Genomic DNA, 20,995 nt, shown 5'->3' with positions numbered 1-20,995 from the left:
GCCTGGGCGCGTCCGGCCCACTGTGCCGCCGACAGCGGAAACCGGGACGGATGCCATCCGGGGGAGGACCTCGGGGGAAGACGGGGAGAGCCGCAGTGACCACCGTGGGGCCGGCGCGGGCCGGGAAACCGGAAGAGCCGGGCAAACAGGGCGAAGCCCCCACTTCCATAGGGACGCCGGAGCCGGCGGGCCTGCGCGGGCGCCTGGTGCGCGTCCGCCGCACCCTCGCCCGCAGGCCCGTCCTGACGACGCTGCTCGTGGCCGCGGCGCTGCACGTCCTGTGGGTCTTCGTCTTCGCCAACAGCGGCGGGGACCTCGCGGCCCAGGACGGCTGGGCGGAGTTCGCCCTCCAGCACCCCGAGTCGGCGTACAACCTCTCCTGGTACGGGGGGATGCACCCCGTCTCCTACAGCGTGATCTCGCCGTACCTGATGGCGCAGCTCGGCGTCCGGACGACGATGATGATCGCCGGTACGGCGTCGGCCGGGCTGCTCGCCCTGCTGCTCGTCCGCAGCCGCGTGCTGCGGCGCCCGCTGTGGCCCGCTCTGTACGGCACCCTCGCGCTGACCTGCAACGCGATCTCGGGCCGGGTGACGTTCGGGCTCGGCACGATGTTCGGGCTGGCGGCCTTGGCCCTGATCTTCGCCTGGCCGGCGCGGTGGCGCTCCGAGGGCCGGTACCGCTGGGGCCGGGCCCTCCTGGCCGCCGTGGCGGCCGCGCTGGCGACGGCGTCGAGCCCCGTCGCCGGCCTGTACGTGGGCATCGTCGCCGCCGCGCTGTGGCTGGGCAAGCGGCGGCCCGCGGCGTACGCGCTGGGGCTGGCCCCGGCCGTCGTGGTCGCGCTGTCGGCCTGGCTGTTCCCCTTCTCCGGCACCCAGCCGATGGGCTTCGGCTCGGCGGTCCTGCCCCTGCTGAGCGGCGTCTTCGGGGTGGTCTTCGCCCCCAAGGAGTGGCGCACGGTCCGGATGGCGTCGGGCCTGTACACCCTGGGCGTGCTGCTGGTCTGGCTGATCCCCTCGCAGATCGGGACGAACATCTCCCGGCTGGGCATGATCTTCGGTGGCGTGGTGCTCGTCGCCGTCCTGGCCGAGGGCAAGCTCCCGCCCCGCGCCGAGCTGCTGCGCTCCGCCCGGAAGTGGACCGTGACGGTCCTCGCCCTGGTGACCATCACCACCTGGCAGGCGGTCACCACCATCAGCGACATCATCCACACGACCCCCGCCGCGTCCTGGGCGCGGGAGCTGGCCCCGCTCGTCGACCGGCTCGAGCGGGTGGGTGCCGAACGCGGCCGGGTCGAGGTCGTCCCGGCGCGCAGTCACCGCGAGGCGTCCGCCCTCGCCCCGTACGTCAACCTCGCCCGGGGCTGGAACCGCCAGGCCGACCTCAAGCGCAACCCCCTCTTCTACGAGCCGGGCATGCTCACCCCCTCCAGCTACCGGGCCTGGCTCGACCGCTGGGCGGTGCACTACGTGGTGCTGCCCACCGGCGAGCCCGACAACGCGGCCAAGGAGGAGGCCAAGCTGGTCTCCAAGGGTCAGCCGTACCTGCGCGAGGTGTGGTCCGACGACAACTGGCGGCTCTACGAGGTCGACGCCCCGACGCCGCTGGCCGACCCGCCGGCGAGCGTCGAGCGGGCCCTGGCCAACGAGCTGACGATCACGGTGAAGTCCGCGGGCCCGGTCCTGATCCGCATCCCGTACTCGCCGTGGCTGAGCGTGGTCGACGAGAAGGGCAAGGCCGTCGAGGCGCCCAAGGTGGGCCCGCGCGGCGAGCCGCCGGTGAACGTCAACGGCTGCCTGTCCAAGCAGGTCCAGAAGGCGCGCGGGGGCCAGCCGGAGGACGACTGGACGATGCTGCACGCCCCGCACGCCGGCACCTACCGCATCGCGGCCCCCTACAAGCTGCCGCGGGGCACGGGCTGCCCGGAGGAACTGCTCCGTTAGGGCCTTTGCGGCCGTTGTGGGGCCCCGGACGGGCTGGTAGTGGCTGAGCTCAGCCACTACCAGCCCGTCCGGGGGCACCTCCTGGGGGTACCCCCAGCGGTAGCTGGGGGAGCTTGAGGACACCGCCGCGCAGGCCGCCCTCCGCCGCAGGCGGCAACCGCACAGCCGACCCGATTTTCCCGCCGGTTCCGGCGGAGCCCCCCGGCCTGGCCGGATCGTGTCGCGGGCCTCGTAGACTCAGGTGCCGTGGATACGACCCTGGGAGACCCGCTCGTCGGGCACGTGCTCGACGGCCGCTACCGAGTCGAGGCGCGCGTCGCCGTCGGCGGGATGGCCACGGTCTACCGCGCCCTCGACACCCGCCTGGACCGGGTGCTCGCGCTGAAGGTGATGCACCCCTCGCTCGCCGCCGACGCGGCGTTCGTGGAGCGCTTCATCCGCGAGGCCAAGTCCGTGGCCCGCCTCGACCACCCCAACGTGGTGGGCGTCTTCGACCAGGGCACCGACGGCACCTACGTCTATCTGGCCATGGAGTACGTGGCCGGGTGCACCCTGCGCGACGTGCTGCGCGAGCGCGGGGCGCTCCAGCCGCGCGCCGCGCTCGACATCGCCGAGCCCGTGCTGGCCGCGCTCGGCGCGGCCCACCTCGCGGGCCTGGTGCACCGCGACATGAAGCCGGAGAACGTGCTGATCGGCGACGACGGCCGGGTGAAGGTCGCCGACTTCGGTCTCGTGCGGACGGTGGACACCGACACCACGGCCTCCACCGGGTCCGTGCTGGGCACGGTGTCCTACCTGGCCCCCGAGCAGCTGGAGCACGGCACCGCCGACGCCCGGGTGGACGTCTACGCCTGCGGTGTCGTCCTCTACGAGATGCTCACCGGCGCCAAGCCGCACACCGGCAGCACCCCCGCCCAGGTCATCTACCAGCACCTCCACGAGGACGTACCGCCGCCGTCGGCGGCCGTCCCGGGGCTGGCTCCCGAGCTGGACGCCCTCGTCGCCGGCGCCACCGCCCGCGACCCCCGGCTGCGCCCCGCCGACGCGGTGGGCCTGCTGGGCCGGGTCCGTACGGCGCGCGAGGCCCTGACCGACGAGCAGCTGGACGCGACGCCCCCGCGGGCGACCCCGCCCGGGAGCGGCGGCCCCGACGGCGCGGCCGGTGCCGCCGGTTCCGAGGACCGCACGAGCGTGATCCCCCGGACCGCCCCGCGGCCGCTGCCCGCCGCGGACGACCCGCTCAACCGCACCACGCGCCTGGACCACCCGCCCGCGCCCCCGGCCCCGCCCGGCCCGCCGCCCGGGGCGCCCCGGCGGCCCCGGCCGCGCCTCGGACTGCTCGCGGCGCTGGTCGCCCTCGTGGTGGTGCTGGTGGGCGGCGGTGTCTGGTACATCAACTCCGGCCAGTTCACCAGCGTCCCGGCCGTGCTGGACATGCCGCAGGCCAAGGCGGAGCAGGAGCTCGACAAGGCGGGGCTCGGCGTGAAGGTGAAGCAGGACTTCAGCGACACCGTCGAGCGGGGCCGCGTCACGGCGACCGACCCGGCCACCGGCGAGCGCATCCGCAAGACCGGCAAGGTGACGATCACCGTCTCGCGCGGCCCGGCGAAGGCCGAGGTACCCAATGTCGTGGGCATGCCGTTCGACGAGGCGAAGCGGAAGATCGAGAGCGCGGGCCTGACGGTCGGCGAGGTCGGCAAGCAGTTCAGCGGCGAGACCGCGCAGGGCTCGGTGCTGGCCACCGATCCCAAGCCGGGCGCGGAGCGCCGGCCGGACTCCCCCGTGGCACTGACGGTGAGCAAGGGCGAGGCCCTGGACGTGCCGGACGTCAGCGGGCTGTCCGTCGCGGACGCCACCTCCGCCCTGGAGGGCCGGGGGTTCACGGTCGAGGTCTCGGACACCCAGGTGCACTCCGACAAGCCCAAGGGCTCGGTGGCCGGGCAGTCCCCCGGCAAGGGCGACAAGGCGGCCAAGGGCGACACCGTCACCCTGACGGTCTCCAAGGGCAAGGAGATGGTCACGGTCCCGGACGTCACCGGCAAGAGCGAGGCCGAGGCCAGGCAGGCGCTCACCGGCGCAGGGTTCCAGGTCAAGGTCGACAAGCCGTTCTTCTTCCCCCGCGACTCCGTCGACAGCCAGTCCGTCAAGGGCGGCGAGAAGGCGCCCAAGGGCGACACCATCACCGTCAAGCTCAAGGGCGGCCTGTAGCCATGGACAGCACCGCCCCCGCCCGGCTGCGCAACCCCGTCGGCGGCCACGTCCCCGTCGCCGGCGGCCTGGCCAAGGTCGGTCTGCCGTACGCCCGGGAGATGGGCGCCGAGACGGTGCAGGTGTTCGTCGCCAACCCGCGCGGCTGGGCGACCCCGGCCGGCAACCCCCGGCAGGACGAGGAGTTCCGGGACGCCTGCGCGCGGGAGTCGCTGCCGGTCTGGGTCCACGCCCCCTATCTGATCAATTTCGGCTCGCACACCCCCGCGACGGTCGAGCTGTCCGGGGAGTCGCTGCGGCACTCGCTGCGCCGGGGCCGGGCGATCGGCGCGCGCGGCGTCGTCGTCCACACCGGTTCGGCGACGGGCGGCAGGCCCCGCCGAGATGCCCTGGAGCAGGTCCACGAGCGGCTGCTGCCGCTGCTGGACGAGCTGACGCACGACGACGACCCCTGGCTGCTGCTGGAGCCGACGGCCGGGCAGGGGTCCTCACTGTGCTCTCTGGTGGAGGATCTGGGCCCGTACTTCGAGGCGCTGGAGCACCACCCGCGGCTCGGGGTCTGCCTGGACACCTGCCACGTCTTCGCGGCGGGGCACGACCTCGCCGAGCCGGGCGGGATGAAGCGGACGCTCGACGAGCTGGTCTCCGTGGTGGGCGAGGGACGGCTGAAGCTCATCCACGCCAATGATTCCAAGGAGGCGTCCGGCGCCCACCGGGACCGGCACGAGAACATCGGTTCCGGCCATATCGGTGCCGACCCGTTCGCGGAGCTGTTCACCCACCCGGCGACCGCGGGCGTGCCGCTGACGATCGAGACGCCGGGCGGGCCGGCGGGACACGCGGCGGACGTGGCGCGGCTGAAGGAGCTGCGGGACGGCTGGGCGGGCTGAGCCGGCCCGGCCCGCGGGCTAGATCTCCGGGCCCTCGCCCGGCTGCTCCTGGTACGTGTAGCGCTGCTCCCGCCAGGGGTCGCCTACGTTGTGGTAGCCGCGCTCCTCCCAGAAGCCACGGCGGTCGGCGGTCATGTACTCCACGCCGCGCACCCACTTGGGACCCTTCCAGGCGTACAGGTGCGGGACGACCAGACGTACCGGAAAGCCGTGCTCGGCGGTGAGGGGTTCGCCGTCCTTGTGCGTAGCGAACATGGTCTTCTCGGCGGTGAAGTCCGCGAGCCGCAGATTGGAGCTGAAGCCGTATTCGGCCCACACCATCACATGGGTGACCTCGGGCGCGGGCGGCGCGAGTTCCAGGACCGTCCGGGCCGAAACTCCACCCCATTCGGCGTCGAGCATGCTGTACTTCGTGACGCAGTGGAGATCCGCCACCACCGTCGTATACGGAAGGGCGGAGAATTCGTCGTGCGTCCAGCAGTGTTTGTCACCGTCCGCGGTGGATCCGAAGACCCGGAACTCCCAGCGGTCGGGCTTGAACCTCGGCACCGGCCCGTAGTGCGTCACCGGCCATCCGCGCTGGAGGCGCTGCCCCGGGGGCAGCTGAAGATGCTCCCCTTTGCGGCTTTCCGACTGACCCATGGCTCCATGGTGTCAGACCTTTGACCCTGCTGATGACCAGGGGTTCCGCTATCGGGGCAACTCCCACTAAGTGTGCACTTACTGGACGGTTTCGAAGGGCGGTGCGAGGATGCGCGCAACCTGCCAGTCATCCTCCTGGAAGGAGCCTCTGCGATGCAGGGCGACCCCGAGGTCATCGAATTTCTCAACGAACAGCTGACGGCCGAGCTCACTGCCATCAATCAGTACTTCCTGCACGCGAAAATGCAGGAACACCTGGGCTGGTCGAAGATCGCCGCGCACACCCGAGCCGAGTCGTTCGACGAGATGAAGCACGCGGAGGTGCTCACCGACCGGATCCTGTTCCTGGAAGGGCTGCCGAACTACCAGCGCCTCTTCCATGTGCGCGTCGGCCAGACGATCATCGAGATGTTCCAGGCCGACCGGCAGGTGGAGGTCGAGGCCATCGACCGCCTCAAGCGCGGGGTGGAGGTCATGCGCGCCAAGGGGGACATCACCTCGGCCAACATCTTCGAGGCCATCCTGGAGGACGAGGAGAATCACATCGACTACCTCGACACCCAGCTGGACCTGATCGAGAAGCTCGGCGAGCCGCTGTACCTGGCCCAGTTCATCGAGCAGTCGAACGGCGGGGCCGACTGACCGGCGACGCCCCGAAGGGTCAGGCCGCCTGCGCCTGCGCGGCTTGCGGCTGCGGCACCTCGGCGCTCAGCACGCCGGAATCCCCCTGGTCGGCCAGCTCGCGGCGCGGACACGCGCCCCGGCCGAGCAGGGACTGGATGCGGCGCACGCAGCTGCCGCAGTCGGTGCCGGCCTTGCTGGCGGAGGCGATCTGCCGGGGGGTGCACGCCCCGTTGTCCGCGTGCTCGCGCACCTGCTGCTCCGTGATGCCGAAGCACGAGCAGACGTACACGCGGTTCACCGCCTCACCGGGTTGATCAATAAGGTTACCCTTACCTTACCCGGCCCGGTCGGGGATTAACAACGCAGTGGGGCGCGGATCACTCGATCCGCGCCCCATCGCCGTCTCCCGCCGGGTTCCTACTGGTCGCGGTACATCTCCGCGACGAGGAACGCCAGGTCCAGCGACTGGCTGCGGTTGAGCCGCGGGTCGCAGGCCGTCTCGTAGCGCTGGTGCAGGTCGTCGACGAAGATCTCGTCGCCGCCGCCCACGCACTCGGTGACGTCGTCACCGGTCAGCTCGACGTGGATGCCGCCCGGGTGGGTGCCGAGGCTCTTGTGGACCTCGAAGAAGCCCTTGACCTCGTCCAGCACGTCGTCGAAGCGGCGGGTCTTGTGGCCCGAGGCCGCCTCGAAGGTGTTGCCGTGCATCGGGTCGCAGATCCACACGACCTGCGCACCGGACGCCGTGACCTTCTCGACCAGCGCCGGGAGCCGGTCGCGGATCTTGTCGGCGCCCATGCGGGTGATGAAGGTCAGCCGGCCCGGCTCGCGCTCCGGGTCGAGCCGCTCGATCAGGGTCAGCGCGTCCTCGGGCGTGGTCGTCGGGCCGAGCTTCACCCCGATCGGGTTACGGATCTTCGACGCGAACTCGATGTGCGCGCCGTCGAGCTGCCGGGTCCGCTCGCCGATCCAGACCATGTGGCCCGAGACGTCGTAGAGGTCACCGGTCCGCGAGTCGACCCGGGTCAGGGCGGACTCGTAGTCCAGGACGAGCGCCTCGTGGGAGGCGTAGAACTCGACGGTCTTGAACTCGTCCGGCTCCACCCCGCAGGCGTTCATGAAGTTCATCGCCCGGTCGATCTCGCGGGCGACGGCCTCGTAGCGCTGGCCGGACGGGGAGGACTTCACGAAGTCCTGGTTCCAGGCGTGCACCTGGCGCAGATCCGCGTAGCCACCGGTGGTGAAGGCGCGGACGAGGTTCAAGGTGGCGGCCGAGTGGTGGTACATCCGCTTCAGGCGCTCGGGGTCCGGGGTGCGGGCCTCGGGCGTGAAGGCGAAGCCGTTGACGGAGTCGCCGCGGTAGGTCGGCAGGGTCACGCCGTCGCGGGTCTCGGTCGGCTTCGAGCGCGGCTTGCTGTACTGGCCGGCGATGCGGCCCACCTTCACGACGGGCACGGAGCCCGCGTAGGTCAGCACGGCGCCCATCTGCAGGAGCGTCTTGAGCTTGTTGCGGATCTGGTCGGCGCCGACGGCGTCGAAAGCCTCCGCGCAGTCGCCGCCCTGGAGCAGGAACGCCTCACCACGGGCGACGGCTCCCAGGCGCTCGCGCAGCTGGTCGCACTCGCCGGCGAAGACGAGGGGCGGATAACTCGAGAGCTCCGCGATCACATCGCGCAGAGCCTCTTGGTCCGGCCAGTCAGGCTGCTGCGCCGCGGGCAGGGAGCGCCAGGTGTTGCCACCGGCGTGGAGTTCAGCATTCACGGTCACGCTCCAACCCTACGGTGTCGCGACAGCGGGTCCATCCGCAGTACCGCACTGTGAGACAAGCCTCAGGGCGCTCCCGCCGTCGCCCCCGGAAAAACCCCTCCCGGCCGCGCCGCGCGTCCGGTAAGGTGCGCGGCATGTACGCACAGTCGACCCAGAACTGGTGGTGGACCGCTCATCCGGCGGCCCACTGATCGCGCGTACTCGAAAAGACGCACCGCGAAGGCCGCCCCGAGGGGCGGCCTTCGGTGTTTCCCGGGCCGTTCCTCCCCTCACCGGAAGGAACCTCCCCCGATGACCGCAGACACCCCGCCCCGCACCCCGCGCCGCACGCCCCGCCTCCTCGCCCGGCTGACCGAACCCGGCTGCCCGCCCTTCGCGCTCCTGCACCGCCGCACCCCCGGCCTCCCCGGCGACCGGGTCGAGCTGCTGCTGGGCCCCGTGGAGGAGGTCGCCCGCCTCACCGACATCCCGCTGCCCCGGGGTGCCGCGGCCGGCGGCCCGGTCCACGACGCGCTCGCCCTCATCCCCTTCCGGCAGATCCGCGAGCGCGGCTTCGACGTCCGCGACGACGGGACGCCGCTGGCCGTGCTGCGCCCGCAGGAGGCGTACGAGCTGCCGCTCGCCGAGGTCCTGGCCGCGCTGCCGGCCCACGCCGTGCGGGTCGAGGGCGGCGCGTTCGACGTGAGCGACGCGGACTACGCCCGGATCGTCGAGCGGGTCGTCGAGGACGAGATCGGGACGGGCGAGGGTGCCAACTTCGTCATCCGGCGCACCTTCGAGGGCACCGTCCCCGGCTGGGGGTCCGGCGGCCGCCCCCCGGGAGAGCACCGCCGCGACTGCGCGGCGGCCGACGCCCTGGCCCTCTTCCGGCGGCTGCTGGCCGGCGAGCGGGGCGCGTACTGGACCTACGTCGTCCACACGCCCGGCCGGACCCTGGTCGGCGCCAGCCCGGAGGCGCACGTGCGGATGTCCGGCGGCACGGTCGTGATGAACCCCATCAGCGGCACTTATCGCTACCCGGCCGGGGGCCCCACCGAGGAGGGGCTGCTGGCCTTCCTCCACGACCGCAAGGAGGTGGAGGAGCTCTCGATGGTGGTGGACGAGGAGCTGAAGATGATGTGCACCGTCGGCGACCGGGGCGGGGTCGTCGTGGGGCCGCGGCTCAAGGAGATGGCCCACCTCGCGCACACCGAGTACGAGCTGCGGGGCCGCTCCTCGCTCGACGTCCGGGACGTCCTGCGGGAGACGATGTTCGCGGCGACCGTGACCGGTTCCCCCGTGCAGAACGCGTGCCGCGTCATCGAGCGGTACGAGCCCGGTGGGCGCGGCTACTACGCCGGGGCGCTCGCGCTCATCGGCCGGGACGCGGGCGGCGGGCAGACCCTCGACTCTCCGATCCTCATCCGCACCGCCGACATCGACCGGCGCGGCCGGCTGCGGGTGCCCGTCGGCGCGACCCTGGTGCGGCACTCCACCCCCGAGGGCGAGGTCGCCGAGACGCACGCCAAGGCGGCGGGCGTGCTGACGGCGCTGGGCGTACGGACCCCCGGCCGGCCCGCCGCGGCCGCCCCCGCGGCCCGGCTCGCGGACGCCCCGGCGGTACGGGCCGCGCTGGACGCCCGGCGCGCGGACCTGGCCCCGTTCTGGCTGCGGATGCAGGCCCCGGCGGCGGCACCGGCCGGCCACGCGCTCGTCGTCGACGGCGAGGACACCTTCACCGCGATGCTGGCGCACCTGCTGCGCACCTCGGGCCTGGCGGTCACGGTGCGGCGCTACGACGCGCCGGGGCTGCGGGAGGCCGCCCTGGCCCACGAGGGCCCGGTGGTGCTGGGGCCCGGGCCCGGCGACCCGTCCGACGCGGCCGACCCGAAGATGCGGCTGCTGCGCGGCCTGACCGCGGAGCTGCTGCGCGGGCACCGGCACGGGCTGCTGGGGGTGTGCCTGGGGCACGAGCTGATCGCGTCGGAGCTGGGCCTGGAGATCGTCCGCAAGACCGATCCGTCGCAGGGGGCGCAGCGGCGGATCGACTTCTTCGGCCGGCCGGAGACGGTGGGCTTCTACAACACCTTCGCGGCACGGTGTACGGACGTCGCGGAAGCGGAGCTGGCGGCGCACCGGGTGGAGGTGGCCCGCGACCCGGCGACCGGAGAGGTGCACGCGCTGCGCGCGGAGGGGTTCGCGGGGGTCCAGTTCCACCCGGAGTCGGTGCTGACGCTGGGCGGGGCGGCGATCGTGACGGAGCTGCTGACGGCGGTGCGCGTCCGGGCCGGACGGGAGTGAAGCGGTGCCCCACCCGCCGGGCGAGCCGAAGTCGGCCCGCCCGGCGGTAGCCGGCCGGCTCAGCCGAAGAAGACCTTGGCCTCCTCGTACCGGGCCGCCGACACGGTCTTCAGCCGCGCCGTGGCCTCGCCCAGGTCGACGCGGACGATGTCCGTCCCCCGCAGGGCGACCATCTTCCCGAAGTCGCCGTCCCGCACGGCGGCGATCGCGTGCAGGCCGAAGCGGGTGGCGAGCCAGCGGTCGAAGGCGCTGGGGGTGCCGCCGCGCTGCACGTGCCCGAGGACCGTGGTCCGCGCCTCCTTGCCCGTGCGCCGTTCGATCTCCTTCGCCAGCCACTCGCCGACCCCGGAGAGCCGCACGTGTCCGAAGGAGTCCTGTGCGGCGGCGTCCTTGAGGACCAGGTCGCCGTCCCTGGGCATGGCGCCCTCGGCGACGACGACGATCGGGGCGTAGCTGGAGGTGAAGCGGGAGGTGACCCAGCCGCAGATCTCGTCGAGGTCGAAGCGCTGCTCGGGGATGAGGATGACGTTGGCGCCGCCCGCGAGCCCGGAGTGCAGGGCGATCCAGCCCGCGTGCCGGCCCATGACCTCCACGACGAGGACCCGCATGTGGGACTCGGCGGTGGTGTGCAGGCGGTCGATGGCCTCGGTGGCGATGTTGACGGCGGTGTCGAAGCCGAAGGTGTAGTCGGTGGCGGAGAGGTCGTTGTCGATGGTCTTGGGGACGCCGACGCAGGGGATGCCGTGCTCCCCGTGGAGGCGGGCGGCGACGCCGAGGGTGTCCTCGCCGCCGATGGCGATCAGGGCGTCGACCTCGTCCTTGGTGAGGGTCTCCCGGATCCGGGCGACGCCGTCGTCCTGCGTGAAGGGGTTGGTGCGCGAGGAGCCGAGCACGGTGCCGCCGCGGGGCAGGATGCCGCGGACGGCGGGGATGTTCAGCGGGACCGACCTGCCGTGGAGCAGCCCCCGCCAGCCGTCGCGGTAGCCGGTGAACGTGTACGCGTAGTCCTGGACGCCCTTGCGGACGACGGCGCGGATGACTGCGTTGAGCCCGGGGCAGTCACCACCGCCGGTCAGCACTCCGACCCGCATGACAATCTCCCTTCAGCCGGGAACGCCCGGCCGCGGAAGGTCAGGCGTCGTCGAGACCTCGCTCTATCGCGTAGCGCACGAGCTCCACGCGGTTGTGCAACTGGAGCTTGCCCAAGGTGTTCTGCACATGGTTCTGCACCGTCCGGTGGGAAATAACCAGCCGCTCGGCGATCTGTTTGTACGACAGGCCCTTGGCGACGAGGCGCAGCACCTCGGTCTCACGGTCCGTCAGCCGGGGCGCGCCGGGGTCGTCGGCGGCGGCCGGGGCGGGGTCGGCGGCCAGCCGCCGGTACTCGCCGAGGACCAGCCCGGCGAGGCCGGGGGTGAAGACGGGGTCGCCGGCGGCGGTGCGGCGGACGGCGTCGACCAGCTCCTCGGTGCTGGCGGACTTCAGGAGGTACCCGGTCGCGCCGGACTTCACGGCCTCCAGGACGTCGGCGTGCTCGCCGCTGGCGGAGAGCACCAGGACGCGCAGCGCGGGGTTCTCCCCCACGACTTCCTTGCAGACGGCGACGCCGGGCAGGCCGGGCAGGTTGAGGTCCAGGACCAGGACGTCGGGGGCGGCGGCCCGCGCCCGGCGTACCGCCTGGGGCCCGTCCCCCGCGGTCGCCACGACGTCGAACCCGGCGCCGGCCAGGTCGCGGGCGACGGCGTCGCGCCACATGGGGTGGTCGTCGACCACCATGACCTTCACGGTCGTCTCACTCATCCTTCGGCCCCGCTCCCCGTGGAACTCTCAATTCGACTTCTGTGCCCTGGCCGGGCACGGACAGCAGCTCGGCGCTGCCGCCCAGATCCCGCAGCCGGCCGCGGATCGACAGGGCGACGCCCATGCGCCCCTCCCGCTCCGCGTCGGCCAGCCGGCCCTCGGGAATGCCCGGGCCGTCGTCCCGCACGGTGACGACGACGGCGTCCGGCTCGTCCTCCAGCAGGATCCAGGCCCGCGCGCCGTCGCCGGCGTGCTTGCGGACATTGTCCAACGCCGCGCTGACGGCGGCCGCCAGCTCCGCCGCGGCGGCCGCCTCCAGGAGGACGGGGGTGCCGGGCCCGGCGAAGGAGACGCCGGCTCCGGCGTGCGGGGCGAGCAGCGCCCCCACGTCGCAGGGGCCCGCGGGCGGCCGCGCGGGCCCGGCGGGCCGGACCGGGGCGCGGACGGAGCGGACGAGCTCGGCGTCCTCGGCGAGCTGCTCGGCGGAGCGCTGCGGGGGCAGCAGGCCCCCGGCGACCAGGGTGCGCAGGGCGATCTCCTGCTCGCCGGCCATCCGGCCGAGCTCGGCCGCCTCGCCGCCGAGGGCGGTGCCGCGGCGCTGGACCATGGCCAGGACCTGGAGGACGCCGTCGTGGATGTCGCGGGCCAGCCGCTCGCGCTCGCGGGTGGCGGCCTCGATCTGCAGGGCCCGGGCGAGGGTGCGCTCACTGGCGCGGGCCACCTCGACGATGTAGCCGATGGCGATGGAGGACACCCACACCAGCAGCACGTTGTGGACGGTGTCGCGGGCGGGGCTGCCGCGCTCGGCGAGGTTGGCGACGGCCACGAGCGTGGAGCCGACGGCCGCCCAGCGCCAGCCGCCCTTGATGGCACAGCCCAGCACCGCGCCGCCCGCCCAGATGGACGGGAGGGTGGCCGCGCCCCCGTCGATGCGCTCGGCGGAGTCGACGGCGGCGGTGAGCAGGATGCCGACCAGGGCGAGGGAGAGGTCGGCGACGAGGAACCGCTTGGTGCAGCGTTCGGGCGAGGTGACCCAGCTCCAGGTCACCGCCATCCACGCGGTGAGTACGCCCATGTAGAGAGCGGCGCCGAGCGGGTGGGCGTACTCGTGGTAGTTGAGGAAGAAGAGCGCGAGGGCATAGCCCAGCGTCAGGATGCGGTACCCCGTCAGCGCGCGCCACAGCGGCAGCTCCACGGACATCCGTACGGCGCGCGGCTTCCCGCTGCGCGGTGTCATCGACCGAACCCCCCAGCCGGGCGCGGTTACGCCTCGGGCCGCTTCCCCGCCTTGTCGAGTCCGGCGGCCTTGGCCGCCTTCTCCTCCTCGGCCTTGCGCTTGGCCTCGTCCGCGATCTGCCGCTTGGCGGCGGTCGCGTAGATATCGACGTACTCCTGGCCGGACAGCTCCATGATCTTGTACATGACCTCGTCGGTCACCGAGCGCAGGATGAAGCGGTCGCCGTCCATGCCGTGGTAGCGGCTGAAGTCCAGCGGCTTCCCGATCCGGATGCCCGGCTTGATCATCTTGGGCAGGACCTTGCCGGGGGGCTGCACCTTCTCGGTGTCGATCATGGCCACCGGGATGACCGGCGCTCCCGACAGGAGGGCCACGCGGGCCAGCCCGCCCGGCTTGCCGCGGTAGAGGCGGCCGTCGGGGGAACGGGTGCCCTCCGGGTAGATGCCGAACAGCTCACCGCGCTCCAGGACCTCCAGACCGCTCTTGATCGCGGCCTCGCCGGCACCGCGGCCACCCGAACGGTCGACCGGGAGCTGACCGACGCCCTTGAAGAAGGCGGCCGTCAGCTTTCCCTTGACTCCGGGGGAGGTGAAGTATTCCTGCTTCGCGATGAAGGTGATCTTGCGATCGAGCACCGCGGGGAGGAAGAAGGAGTCCGAGAAGGAGAGGTGGTTGCTCGCCAGGATCGCGGGACCGTCGGCCGGGATGTTCTCCAGCCCCTCCACCCACGGCCGGAAGGCAAGCTTCAGCGACCCGCCGATGGACAGCTTCATTGCGCCGTAGAACAACCCAGAACCTCCTGTAGTGACGAGGAGACCTTAACCTGCCTACCCGCCGTGCGGCGCTCCGCGTACGCTGAGGGCCAGACCCCTTTTCCCGTTCCACCGATCGGAGATTCCGGTGCCGCTCCTCCCCGGAGCCGAGCCGTTCCGCCACGACGGCGGAGAGGTCGGCGTCCTCGTGTGTCACGGCTTCACCGGTTCCCCGCAGTCCGTACGGCCCTGGGCCGAGTCTCTCGCGGAGCGGGGCCTCAGCGTCTCGCTGCCCCTGCTGCCCGGCCACGGCACGCGCTGGCAGGACATGCAGCTCACCGGCTGGCAGGACTGGTACGCGGAGGTCGACCGGGCCCTGCGGGAGCTGCGGGAGCGGTGTTCCGAGGTGTTCGTCTGCGGGCTGTCCATGGGTGGCGCGCTGGCCCTGCGGCTCGCGGCCAAGCACGGTGCCGCAATCTCCGGCGTCGTCCTGGTCAACCCCGCCAACAAGGTGCACGGCCTGGCCGCCAAGGCGCTGCCGGTGGTGCGCCACCTGATGCCGACGACGGCGGGCATCGCCAGCGACATCGCCAAGCCGGGCGCCGAGGAGCTCGGCTACGACCGGGTGCCGCTGCACGCGGCGTACTCCTTCCGCCGCTTCCTGCAACAGCTCGACGCCGAGCTGCCCGAGGTCACCCAGCCGCTGCTGCTGATGCACAGCCCCGAGGACCACGTCGTCCCGCCCGCCGACTCGGCGCGCATCCTGGCCCGCGTCTCCTCACGGGATCTCACCGAGCGGCTGCTGGAGCGCAGCTACCACGTGGCGACCCTCGACCACGACGCCGAGCTGATCTTCGAGCAGACCCACGCGTTCATCAGCCGCCTCTCGGCGCACGTCGGCGAGGCGGGGACGGCGGCCACCCGTGGCTGAGCACGACGCGGACCGCGACCGCGACGAGAGCCGCGACCCCCTGGACGAGGACGCCGCGTGGGCGGAGCTCGTCGCCGCGTACGGGGAGCAGCCCGACCCGGACAGCGGCCGCTGGCCCGCCTCCGGTGACGTGCCCGACACCGCCGCCCCCGGCGGGAAGCTGGGCAGGAGCGAGCCCGCTGATCCCGTCGAGTCCGCTGATTCCCCCGAGGCCCCGAAGTCGCCCTCGGCGCCCGCCCCGGCGGACCCGGGCCGCCCGGACCAGCCGGTGGGCGGCTTCATCGTCTACGCCCCGGGCGTCGGCCCCCGCGACTGGGACTCGGCCGCGGCCCCCGGTGAGGACGACGCCGACGGCACCGACGACGCCGAAGAGGGCCACTTCGTCCCGCCGGAGCCCCCGCCGCTCCCGACCGGTGACGTGACGGCCCGCTTCGCGTGGATCGCGGTGCTCGGCGGCCCGCTGCTGCTCCTCCTCATGGTGCTGCTGCGCCAGGAGCTGACGTGGTGGCTCACCACCCTGGGGGTCGGCGGCTTCCTGGGCGGCTTCGCCACGCTCGTCCTGCGGATGAAGGACAGCGACGAGGAGGACGACGACCCGGGCCGCGGCGCGGTCGTCTGAAGCTCGGCAAGAACAGCCCGTCCGGCGTTTGAGGGCGCGCCCGCAGGGCGCCCGCCGCAGGCGGCAACGACGGCCCGCAGCCGGAAACGGACAGGACGCTAGCCGGCGACCGGCACCCTCAGCGCCGCCAACACCGGCAGGTGATCCGTCGCCGCCCGCAGGTCCTTCTCCTCGATGCCCGGCAGCCCCATGGGGACACCGCAGCCGAGCACCTCCACGCCCCCGGTCGCGAAGACCGCGTCGATGCGCTGGAGCGGGTCGCCGAGGCGCGTGGTGTGTTCGCGGCCCCACGGCGCCGTGGCCCAGCCGTCCTGGAGGGCGTCCGCGAGGAGGCCGAACGTGCGGCCGTCGGGCCGGTCGTTGAGGTCGCCGGCCGCGACGGCGTGCGGGACGCCGAGCGAGGCCAGCTTGTCGAGGAGCAGCCGGCCCTGCCCGTAGCGCTCGCCGTCCCGCATGCTCAGGTGGCAGCTGAGGACGCCGAGCCGGGCCCCGCCGAAGCGCAGTACCGCCGTCGCGAAGCCCCGCTGGTGCAGGCCGGGGGTGCGGGGCAGCAGCACGTCGTCGGTGTGTTCGACGGTGGCGCGCAGCGAGGACAGGATCATGGGGCCGGAGGCCGTGGCGCCGCCGGTGACGTAGACGAGCCCGGAGGTGCGGGCGAGGCGGGCGGCGGCCTTGCGCCAGCGGAAGAAGCGGGGGGCTTCCTGCACGCAGACGACGTCGGGGGCGCAGGCGCGGATCACCCGGGCGAGGGCCTCGGTGTCGTCCCGCATGGAGCGGATGTTGTAGCTGAGGACGCGGACGACTGCCGAGCCGTCCGCCGCGGTGCGGGATGCCGGGAGGTCCGGCAGTGGGGCAGAACTCATGCGGCTACCTCGTGCTTTTCCGTCGTGCCGGGGCAAGGGGGAGAAGCGCGACGGCGCGCCGGGAGGGACTCCCTGCGCGCCGTCGTGATCGGTGCGGTGCCCCGCGGGGCTCCGCGGGGCACCGGGGGTCAGCCCTGTCGGGCCAGGTCCGCCGCGCCCACGAGGCCCGCCTTGCCGCCCAGCTGGGCGGCGAGGACCTGCGCGTGGGGGCGCCACTCGCCGCCGACCAGCCAGCGGCGGAAGGACTTGCGGATGGGGTCCAGGACGAGGTCGCCCTCGTCGGAGACGCCGCCGCCGACGATGAACGCCGAGGGGTCGAAGAGCGAGGCGAGGTCGGCCAGGCCCGCGCCGGCCCAGCGGGCCAGTTCGCGGAAGGAGTCGACGGCCACCGCGTCGCCCTGGCGGGCGGCGTCGCTGATGTGCTTGCCCTGGATGCCCTCGGGGGTGCCGTCGCCGAGGCCGAGGAGGATCTCGGCGCTCTCGGGGGTGGCGTTGGCGCGCTGGCGGGCGTAGCGGACGAGGGCGCGGCCGGAGGCGTACTGCTCCCAGCAGCCCTGGCTGCCGCAGCCGCACAGCAGGCCGTCCGGCACGACGCGGATGTGGCCGAACTCGGCGGCCACGCCGAAGCGGCCGCGGCGCAGCTTGTTGCCGATGATGATGCCGCCGCCGAGGCCGGTGCCCAGCGTGATGCAGATGACGTCGTCGTGGCCCTGGCCGGCGCCGAAGCGGTACTCGCCCCAGGCGGCGGCGTTGGCGTCGTTCTCCACGACGACCGGGAGGCCGACGCGCTGCTCGACCTTGTCCTTCAGGGCCTCGTGGCGCCAGTTGATGTTCGGGGCGAAGAGGACGGTGGCCCGCTTGTCGTCCACGTAGCCGGCGGCACCGATGCCCACGGCTTCGATCTCGTGGTCGGCACCGACCGTGCGCACCGCGTCCGCGATGGCGTCGACGACCCCTTCGGGCGTCGCCGGGGTGGGTACCTTGCAGGTCGCGAGGATCTTGCCGTCCTCGTCGACCACGCCGGCCGCGATCTTCGTGCCGCCGATGTCGACGCCGATGGTGAGTCCCATGTGTCCCTCAGTTATTCGCTCGAACCCCGCCGCGCCCCACCGTACCGGAGCACGGGAGTGCCCCCGTGCCGTTCACCCCGCGGAGGGGATCGGTCCGGGATCAGTCCAGGTCGATGCGCTCGGATCCGCCCGTCGCCCCGTCACCCTTGCCGGGGCCCTCACCGGCTCCGGGATGCCGGGGCGGCTCGCCCCGGGTCCAGCGCTGCTCCTGGCCCTGGACGGCCGCCCGGTAGGCGGCGAGCAGTTCGGAGCCGGCGGAGGCCAGGTGGTCGAAGACGTCGGGGTTGCGCTCGATGACCGGTTCGACGGCGGCCTTGGCCTGGGCGACGACCTGCTGGACGACGCCCTGCGCGGCGGTGCCGGCGAGCGGCAGCTGGAGGGCGGAGACCTTCTCGCTCACGGCGTCGAAGAGCTTGCGGAGCTCCTCGGCGGCGCTGCCGGGCGGCTGCCCGTACTTCTCGCGGCGGCGGGCCCGCTCGGCGGCGAGGTCCTCGGCGCACGCCTGGCCCCAGGCATCGGGATCGGCCGCCGCGTCGGGTGCGGGGCGCTGGGTGGCATCGCTCATGGCGGACTCCTGCGACGGGGATTTCCTTCGACGTTACCTGAACGCCGGAGCGGTGTTCAGGGGGTCCGCGGCCAGAGGGCCGGGTCGGGGGTGAAGCGGACGCACAGGGCCCCGTCCCGCAGGCCCGCCCCGGAGACGGCGCAGCGGCGCAGCGCGGAGGGCAGGGGCAGGACGCGGCGGAAGGGCCCGGCGCCGACGATGAGTTCGTCGCCCCTGCGTATGAGGTCGAGGGTGTCCCGGTCGGCGCCGGGCAGGGGCAGCCGCCAGAGCAGGACGCCGTCGGTGGCGAGACGGTCCTCGACCGTCCAGGCGTCCTCGGGGCCGTGGCCGGCGGCCGTCCAGCCGTCGAGCTCGTCGGCCAGGCCCTGGCCCGCGGCGATGCCGGGTGCCCCGGCGGGGCCGCCGATGGTGGTCGAGCGGGCGCGGGTGACGAGCTCGGTGAGGTCCCGGTGGCCGCGGGGCGCGCGGCCGAGGTGGGGCAGGGCGCAGACGGTGACGCCGTCGACGAGGAAGTCCTGCTGGAGCGCCTTGTACGTGGCGTTCTGCTCCGCGGCGAGGCCGGCCAGCCAGGGGTCGGGGGAGGCGTCGGCGCCGTCGGGGAGCAGCCGGGTGGCGACGAGGGCGTCGACGCGGCAGCCCTGGAGGGCGAGGCCGGCGCGGGCGACGCGCAGGTCCTCGGCGGCGAGGGGGCCGGGTTCGGCGACCAGGCGGACGGTGGTGCCGGGCGCCTCGATCACGCGCTGGACGGCGGCGAGCTCCTCCTCCCAGCGCTCGGCGGTCTCGTACAGCCGCTGCGCGGGCATCGGCACCCCGGCGAGCTGGGCGAGCATCGGGCGCAGGGCACGGGCCGCCTGCCGTTCGGCGGGCAGGAGCCGGCGGAGGTAGCGGCGCAACTGCTCGGGCAGGGCGAGCAGGCGCACGGTGTCGTGGGCGGGCGGCATGTCGACGACGAGGAGGTCCCAGTCGGCGCTCTCGTGGGCGGCCCGGAGGGCGGAGAGGACGGCGAGGGGTTCGGCGCCGGGGAGTTCGGTGAGCTCCTCGGCGTCGAGGGGGGTGGAGCCGAGCAGGTCGAAGAGCGAGGCGCCGCGGTCCTGGAGGTCGCGGGCGCGGTCCTGGAAGTGTTCGCCGGTGGCGATGCGGGCGGCCCACAGCCCGGCGGCGGCCTCGGCGGGCGGCCCCCAGGGGGTGCCCGCGGCCCCGCCCGGTGGCGGGGGTGGCAGGGCGGTGCCGAGCACCGCCTCGGGGGTGGGCCCGCGGTCGGCGGTGAGCAGCAGGACGCGGTGGTGCCGCCCGGCCCGGGGAGCGGCGAGGGTCGCGGCGAGCGCCGTGGCGGCCGCGGTGGTGGTGCGGCCCGCGCCGCCGGGACCGGTGACGAGGACCGTGCGCAAGGAGAAGCCTCCGGCAATGAGGTGCGTGGTACGAGGGGGCGTCGGGTGATGCCGGCGGCCGGTGGAGCCGGTGGGGGAGGCGGTGCCGACGCCGGCTAGAGCGCCTTGGTGCTCTCCACGCGCTGCTTGAGACCGTCCAGGGCGCGGTCGATGATGACCTTCTCCGCCTTGCGCTTGATCATCCCGAGCATCGGGATCTTGACGTCCACGGTGAGCTGGTACGTCACCTTGGTGTGGCTGCCGCCGGCCTCCGGCTCCAGGCTGTAGGAGCCGTCGAGCTGGCGCAGCATCTGCGACTTGACCAGGGACCAGCTGACGACGCCGGGCTCCGGCCAGGTGTAGGCCAGCGTGTGGTCGTCCTTGATCGCGCCCGCGTCGAGGACGAGCCGCACCTGCGCGGCGCGGCCCTGGTCGTCCTTGGCGAGCACCTCGGCCTGCTTGACCTCCCCGGTCCACTCCGCGTAGCGGTCGAAGTCCGCGATCACTGCCATGACCTCGGCCGGGGTGGCCTCGATCGTGATGCTCGAGCTGGTGTGTTCCGCCATCTGCGTGGCTCCTCCGTACCGGGTTCGCGCTGCCTCATGTGCCTCGTATGCCTGCGGGTGAAGGCTACCTGGCGCCGGCCGTCACCACTCCAGCGCCCAGGGTGTGCCCGTGGAGGCGAAGTGCCCGACGTTGACACACTCCGTGGCGCCGATGCGCATCCGGCGCGCGAGCGGCTGGTGGACGTGGCCGAAGAGGGCGTAGCGGGGCCGGGTCGCGCGGATCGCGGCCAGGAGGGCGGCGCTGCCGCGCTCGAAGCGGCGGGCGACGGTGTCGTAGCAGAGCTCGGGCACGTCGGGCGGGATGTGCGAGCAGAGCACGTCCACCTCGCCGAGTGCGGTGATCTTGGCGGCGTACTCCTCGTCGTCGATCTCGTAGGGGGTGCGCATGGGCGTGCGCAGGCCTCCGCCGACGAAGCCGAAGACGCGTCCGCCGATCTCCACCCGCTCCCCGTCGAGGACGGTGGTGCCGGGCCCGGCGAACTCGGGCCACAGCCGGGGGATGTCGACGTTGCCGTAGGTGGCGTAGGTGGGGGTGGGGAAGGCGGCGAAGAGCTCGGCGTACTGCTTGCGCACCGCGGCCTCGATCGCCGCTTCCTTGTCGAGGCCGGCCCACAGGCGCCGGCCCAGCTCGCGGGCCTCGTCGAAGCGGCGCGCGGTGCGCAGCTCCACGATCCGGTCGGCGTTGGCGACCCCGAACAGGTCGGGGAAGATGCCGCGGGAGTGGTCGGCGTAGTCGAGGAAGAGGACCAGGTCGCCCAGGCAGATCAGGGCGTCGGCGCCCTCGCCGGCCCGGGCGAGGCCCTCGCTGTTGCCGTGCACGTCGCTGACCACGTGAACCCTGAAGTCGCCTCGCATACCGATCACCCTAGGC

The 20,995-nt window shown here is 73.4% G+C and carries 21 protein-coding genes; 8 read left to right on the top strand and 13 right to left on the bottom strand.

Features of this window, described 5'->3' with window-relative positions; translation table 11 throughout:
- The first annotated feature begins 95 nt into the window (after positions 1-95).
- From ABZ951_RS14330 to ABZ951_RS14320, 3 genes are all read left to right on the top strand, one after another.
- On the top strand, positions 96-1,943 hold the full coding sequence (locus ABZ951_RS14330; RefSeq protein ID WP_344092076.1) for an MFS transporter: 1,848 nt from the start codon (positions 96-98) through the stop codon (positions 1,941-1,943).
- Between the two features lie 246 nt (positions 1,944-2,189).
- Entirely contained in the window at positions 2,190-4,151 is a 1,962-nt protein-coding gene (gene pknB, locus ABZ951_RS14325; protein WP_361279914.1) for a Stk1 family PASTA domain-containing Ser/Thr kinase, read from the top strand.
- Positions 4,152-4,153: 2 nt separating this feature from the next.
- Positions 4,154-5,041: a deoxyribonuclease IV gene (locus ABZ951_RS14320; RefSeq protein ID WP_344097886.1), complete on the top strand. Its 888-nt coding sequence runs from the start codon at positions 4,154-4,156 to the stop codon at positions 5,039-5,041.
- 18 nt (positions 5,042-5,059) lie between these two features.
- On the opposite strand, the gene ABZ951_RS14315 is transcribed toward ABZ951_RS14320, so the two are convergent.
- Positions 5,060-5,683 (bottom strand): sulfite oxidase-like oxidoreductase, encoded by a 624-nt coding sequence (locus tag ABZ951_RS14315; RefSeq protein ID WP_344097885.1) that lies wholly within the window; start codon positions 5,681-5,683, stop codon positions 5,060-5,062.
- A 153-nt stretch (positions 5,684-5,836) separates the two neighbouring features.
- Here ABZ951_RS14315 and bfr point away from each other — a divergent pair, with 153 nt between their 5' ends.
- A complete protein-coding gene (gene bfr, locus ABZ951_RS14310; RefSeq protein ID WP_344097884.1) occupies positions 5,837-6,325 on the top strand; it encodes a bacterioferritin in 489 nt (162 codons plus the stop codon).
- A 19-nt stretch (positions 6,326-6,344) separates the two neighbouring features.
- On the opposite strand, the gene ABZ951_RS14305 is transcribed toward bfr, so the two are convergent.
- Both ABZ951_RS14305 and ABZ951_RS14300 read right to left on the bottom strand, forming a co-directional pair.
- Positions 6,345-6,605 (bottom strand): (2Fe-2S)-binding protein, encoded by a 261-nt coding sequence (locus ABZ951_RS14305; RefSeq protein ID WP_344097883.1) that lies wholly within the window; start codon positions 6,603-6,605, stop codon positions 6,345-6,347.
- A 119-nt stretch (positions 6,606-6,724) separates the two neighbouring features.
- Positions 6,725-8,074 (bottom strand): class II 3-deoxy-7-phosphoheptulonate synthase, encoded by a 1,350-nt coding sequence (locus ABZ951_RS14300; protein WP_344097882.1) that lies wholly within the window; start codon positions 8,072-8,074, stop codon positions 6,725-6,727.
- 134 nt (positions 8,075-8,208) lie between these two features.
- On the opposite strand from ABZ951_RS14300, the gene ABZ951_RS14295 reads away from it, so the two are divergent.
- Both ABZ951_RS14295 and ABZ951_RS14290 read left to right on the top strand, forming a co-directional pair.
- Complete coding sequence (locus tag ABZ951_RS14295) at positions 8,209-8,265, top strand: trp operon leader peptide (protein WP_361279930.1); 57 nt, start codon at positions 8,209-8,211, stop codon at positions 8,263-8,265.
- 100 nt (positions 8,266-8,365) lie between these two features.
- Positions 8,366-10,354 (top strand): anthranilate synthase family protein, encoded by a 1,989-nt coding sequence (locus ABZ951_RS14290; protein ID WP_361279910.1) that lies wholly within the window; start codon positions 8,366-8,368, stop codon positions 10,352-10,354.
- Positions 10,355-10,413: 59 nt separating this feature from the next.
- On the opposite strand, the gene ABZ951_RS14285 is transcribed toward ABZ951_RS14290, so the two are convergent.
- The 4 genes from ABZ951_RS14285 to ABZ951_RS14270 all read right to left on the bottom strand — a co-directional run bounded on the left by ABZ951_RS14285 (position 10,414) and on the right by ABZ951_RS14270 (position 14,179).
- The gene (locus ABZ951_RS14285; protein ID WP_344097880.1) at positions 10,414-11,445 is read right to left on the bottom strand and encodes a 6-phosphofructokinase; all 1,032 of its coding nucleotides are present in this window, start codon (positions 11,443-11,445) and stop codon (positions 10,414-10,416) included.
- A gap of 40 nt (positions 11,446-11,485) precedes the next feature.
- Positions 11,486-12,154 (bottom strand): response regulator transcription factor, encoded by a 669-nt coding sequence (locus ABZ951_RS14280; protein WP_344097879.1) that lies wholly within the window; start codon positions 12,152-12,154, stop codon positions 11,486-11,488.
- Positions 12,147-13,355: a DUF5931 domain-containing protein gene (locus tag ABZ951_RS14275; protein WP_361279928.1), complete on the bottom strand. Its 1,209-nt coding sequence runs from the start codon at positions 13,353-13,355 to the stop codon at positions 12,147-12,149. Before ABZ951_RS14275 ends, ABZ951_RS14280 begins: the two co-directional genes overlap by 8 nt.
- A 62-nt stretch (positions 13,356-13,417) precedes the next feature.
- Complete coding sequence (locus ABZ951_RS14270; RefSeq protein ID WP_344091590.1) at positions 13,418-14,179, bottom strand: lysophospholipid acyltransferase family protein; 762 nt, start codon at positions 14,177-14,179, stop codon at positions 13,418-13,420.
- A 112-nt stretch (positions 14,180-14,291) separates the two neighbouring features.
- On the opposite strand from ABZ951_RS14270, the gene ABZ951_RS14265 reads away from it, so the two are divergent.
- Together ABZ951_RS14265 and ABZ951_RS14260 are read left to right on the top strand one after the other, a co-directional pair.
- On the top strand, positions 14,292-15,074 hold the full coding sequence (locus ABZ951_RS14265) for an alpha/beta fold hydrolase (RefSeq protein ID WP_344091588.1): 783 nt from the start codon (positions 14,292-14,294) through the stop codon (positions 15,072-15,074).
- A complete protein-coding gene (locus ABZ951_RS14260) occupies positions 15,067-15,693 on the top strand; it encodes a hypothetical protein (protein WP_344091586.1) in 627 nt (208 codons plus the stop codon). The genes ABZ951_RS14265 and ABZ951_RS14260 overlap by 8 nt, the downstream gene beginning before the upstream one ends.
- Before the next feature lie 98 nt (positions 15,694-15,791).
- Here the strand turns inward: ABZ951_RS14260 and ABZ951_RS14255 are convergent, their stop codons facing one another.
- The 6 genes from ABZ951_RS14255 to ABZ951_RS14230 form a co-directional block, all read right to left on the bottom strand.
- Positions 15,792-16,556 carry an endonuclease/exonuclease/phosphatase family protein gene (locus tag ABZ951_RS14255; protein ID WP_344091583.1) on the bottom strand — a complete coding sequence of 255 codons (765 nt, stop codon included), beginning with the start codon at positions 16,554-16,556 and terminating at the stop codon, positions 15,792-15,794.
- Positions 16,557-16,684: 128 nt separating this feature from the next.
- Positions 16,685-17,626, bottom strand: a complete 942-nt coding sequence (locus tag ABZ951_RS14250) for an ROK family glucokinase (RefSeq protein WP_344091580.1) — start codon at positions 17,624-17,626, stop codon at positions 16,685-16,687.
- Positions 17,627-17,726: 100 nt separating this feature from the next.
- Positions 17,727-18,191 (bottom strand): DUF5304 domain-containing protein, encoded by a 465-nt coding sequence (locus ABZ951_RS14245; protein ID WP_344091577.1) that lies wholly within the window; start codon positions 18,189-18,191, stop codon positions 17,727-17,729.
- Between the two features lie 56 nt (positions 18,192-18,247).
- Positions 18,248-19,579, bottom strand: coding sequence for an ArsA-related P-loop ATPase (locus tag ABZ951_RS14240; protein WP_344091574.1), 1,332 nt, complete (start codon positions 19,577-19,579; stop codon positions 18,248-18,250).
- Between the two features lie 95 nt (positions 19,580-19,674).
- The gene (locus ABZ951_RS14235) at positions 19,675-20,124 is read right to left on the bottom strand and encodes an SRPBCC family protein (RefSeq protein ID WP_344091571.1); all 450 of its coding nucleotides are present in this window, start codon (positions 20,122-20,124) and stop codon (positions 19,675-19,677) included.
- 81 nt (positions 20,125-20,205) lie between these two features.
- Positions 20,206-20,979, bottom strand: coding sequence for a metallophosphoesterase (locus ABZ951_RS14230; RefSeq protein WP_344091569.1), 774 nt, complete (start codon positions 20,977-20,979; stop codon positions 20,206-20,208).
- Positions 20,980-20,995: the final 16 nt, after the last annotated feature.

Source organism: Streptomyces sp. NPDC046215, from assembly GCF_040646215.1.
GTDB classification, from domain to species: Bacteria; Actinomycetota; Actinomycetes; order Streptomycetales; family Streptomycetaceae; genus Streptomyces; species Streptomyces stramineus.
The sequence above is the reverse complement of the archived record's forward strand: the minus strand, read 5'-3'. Positions and strand labels throughout refer to the sequence as shown.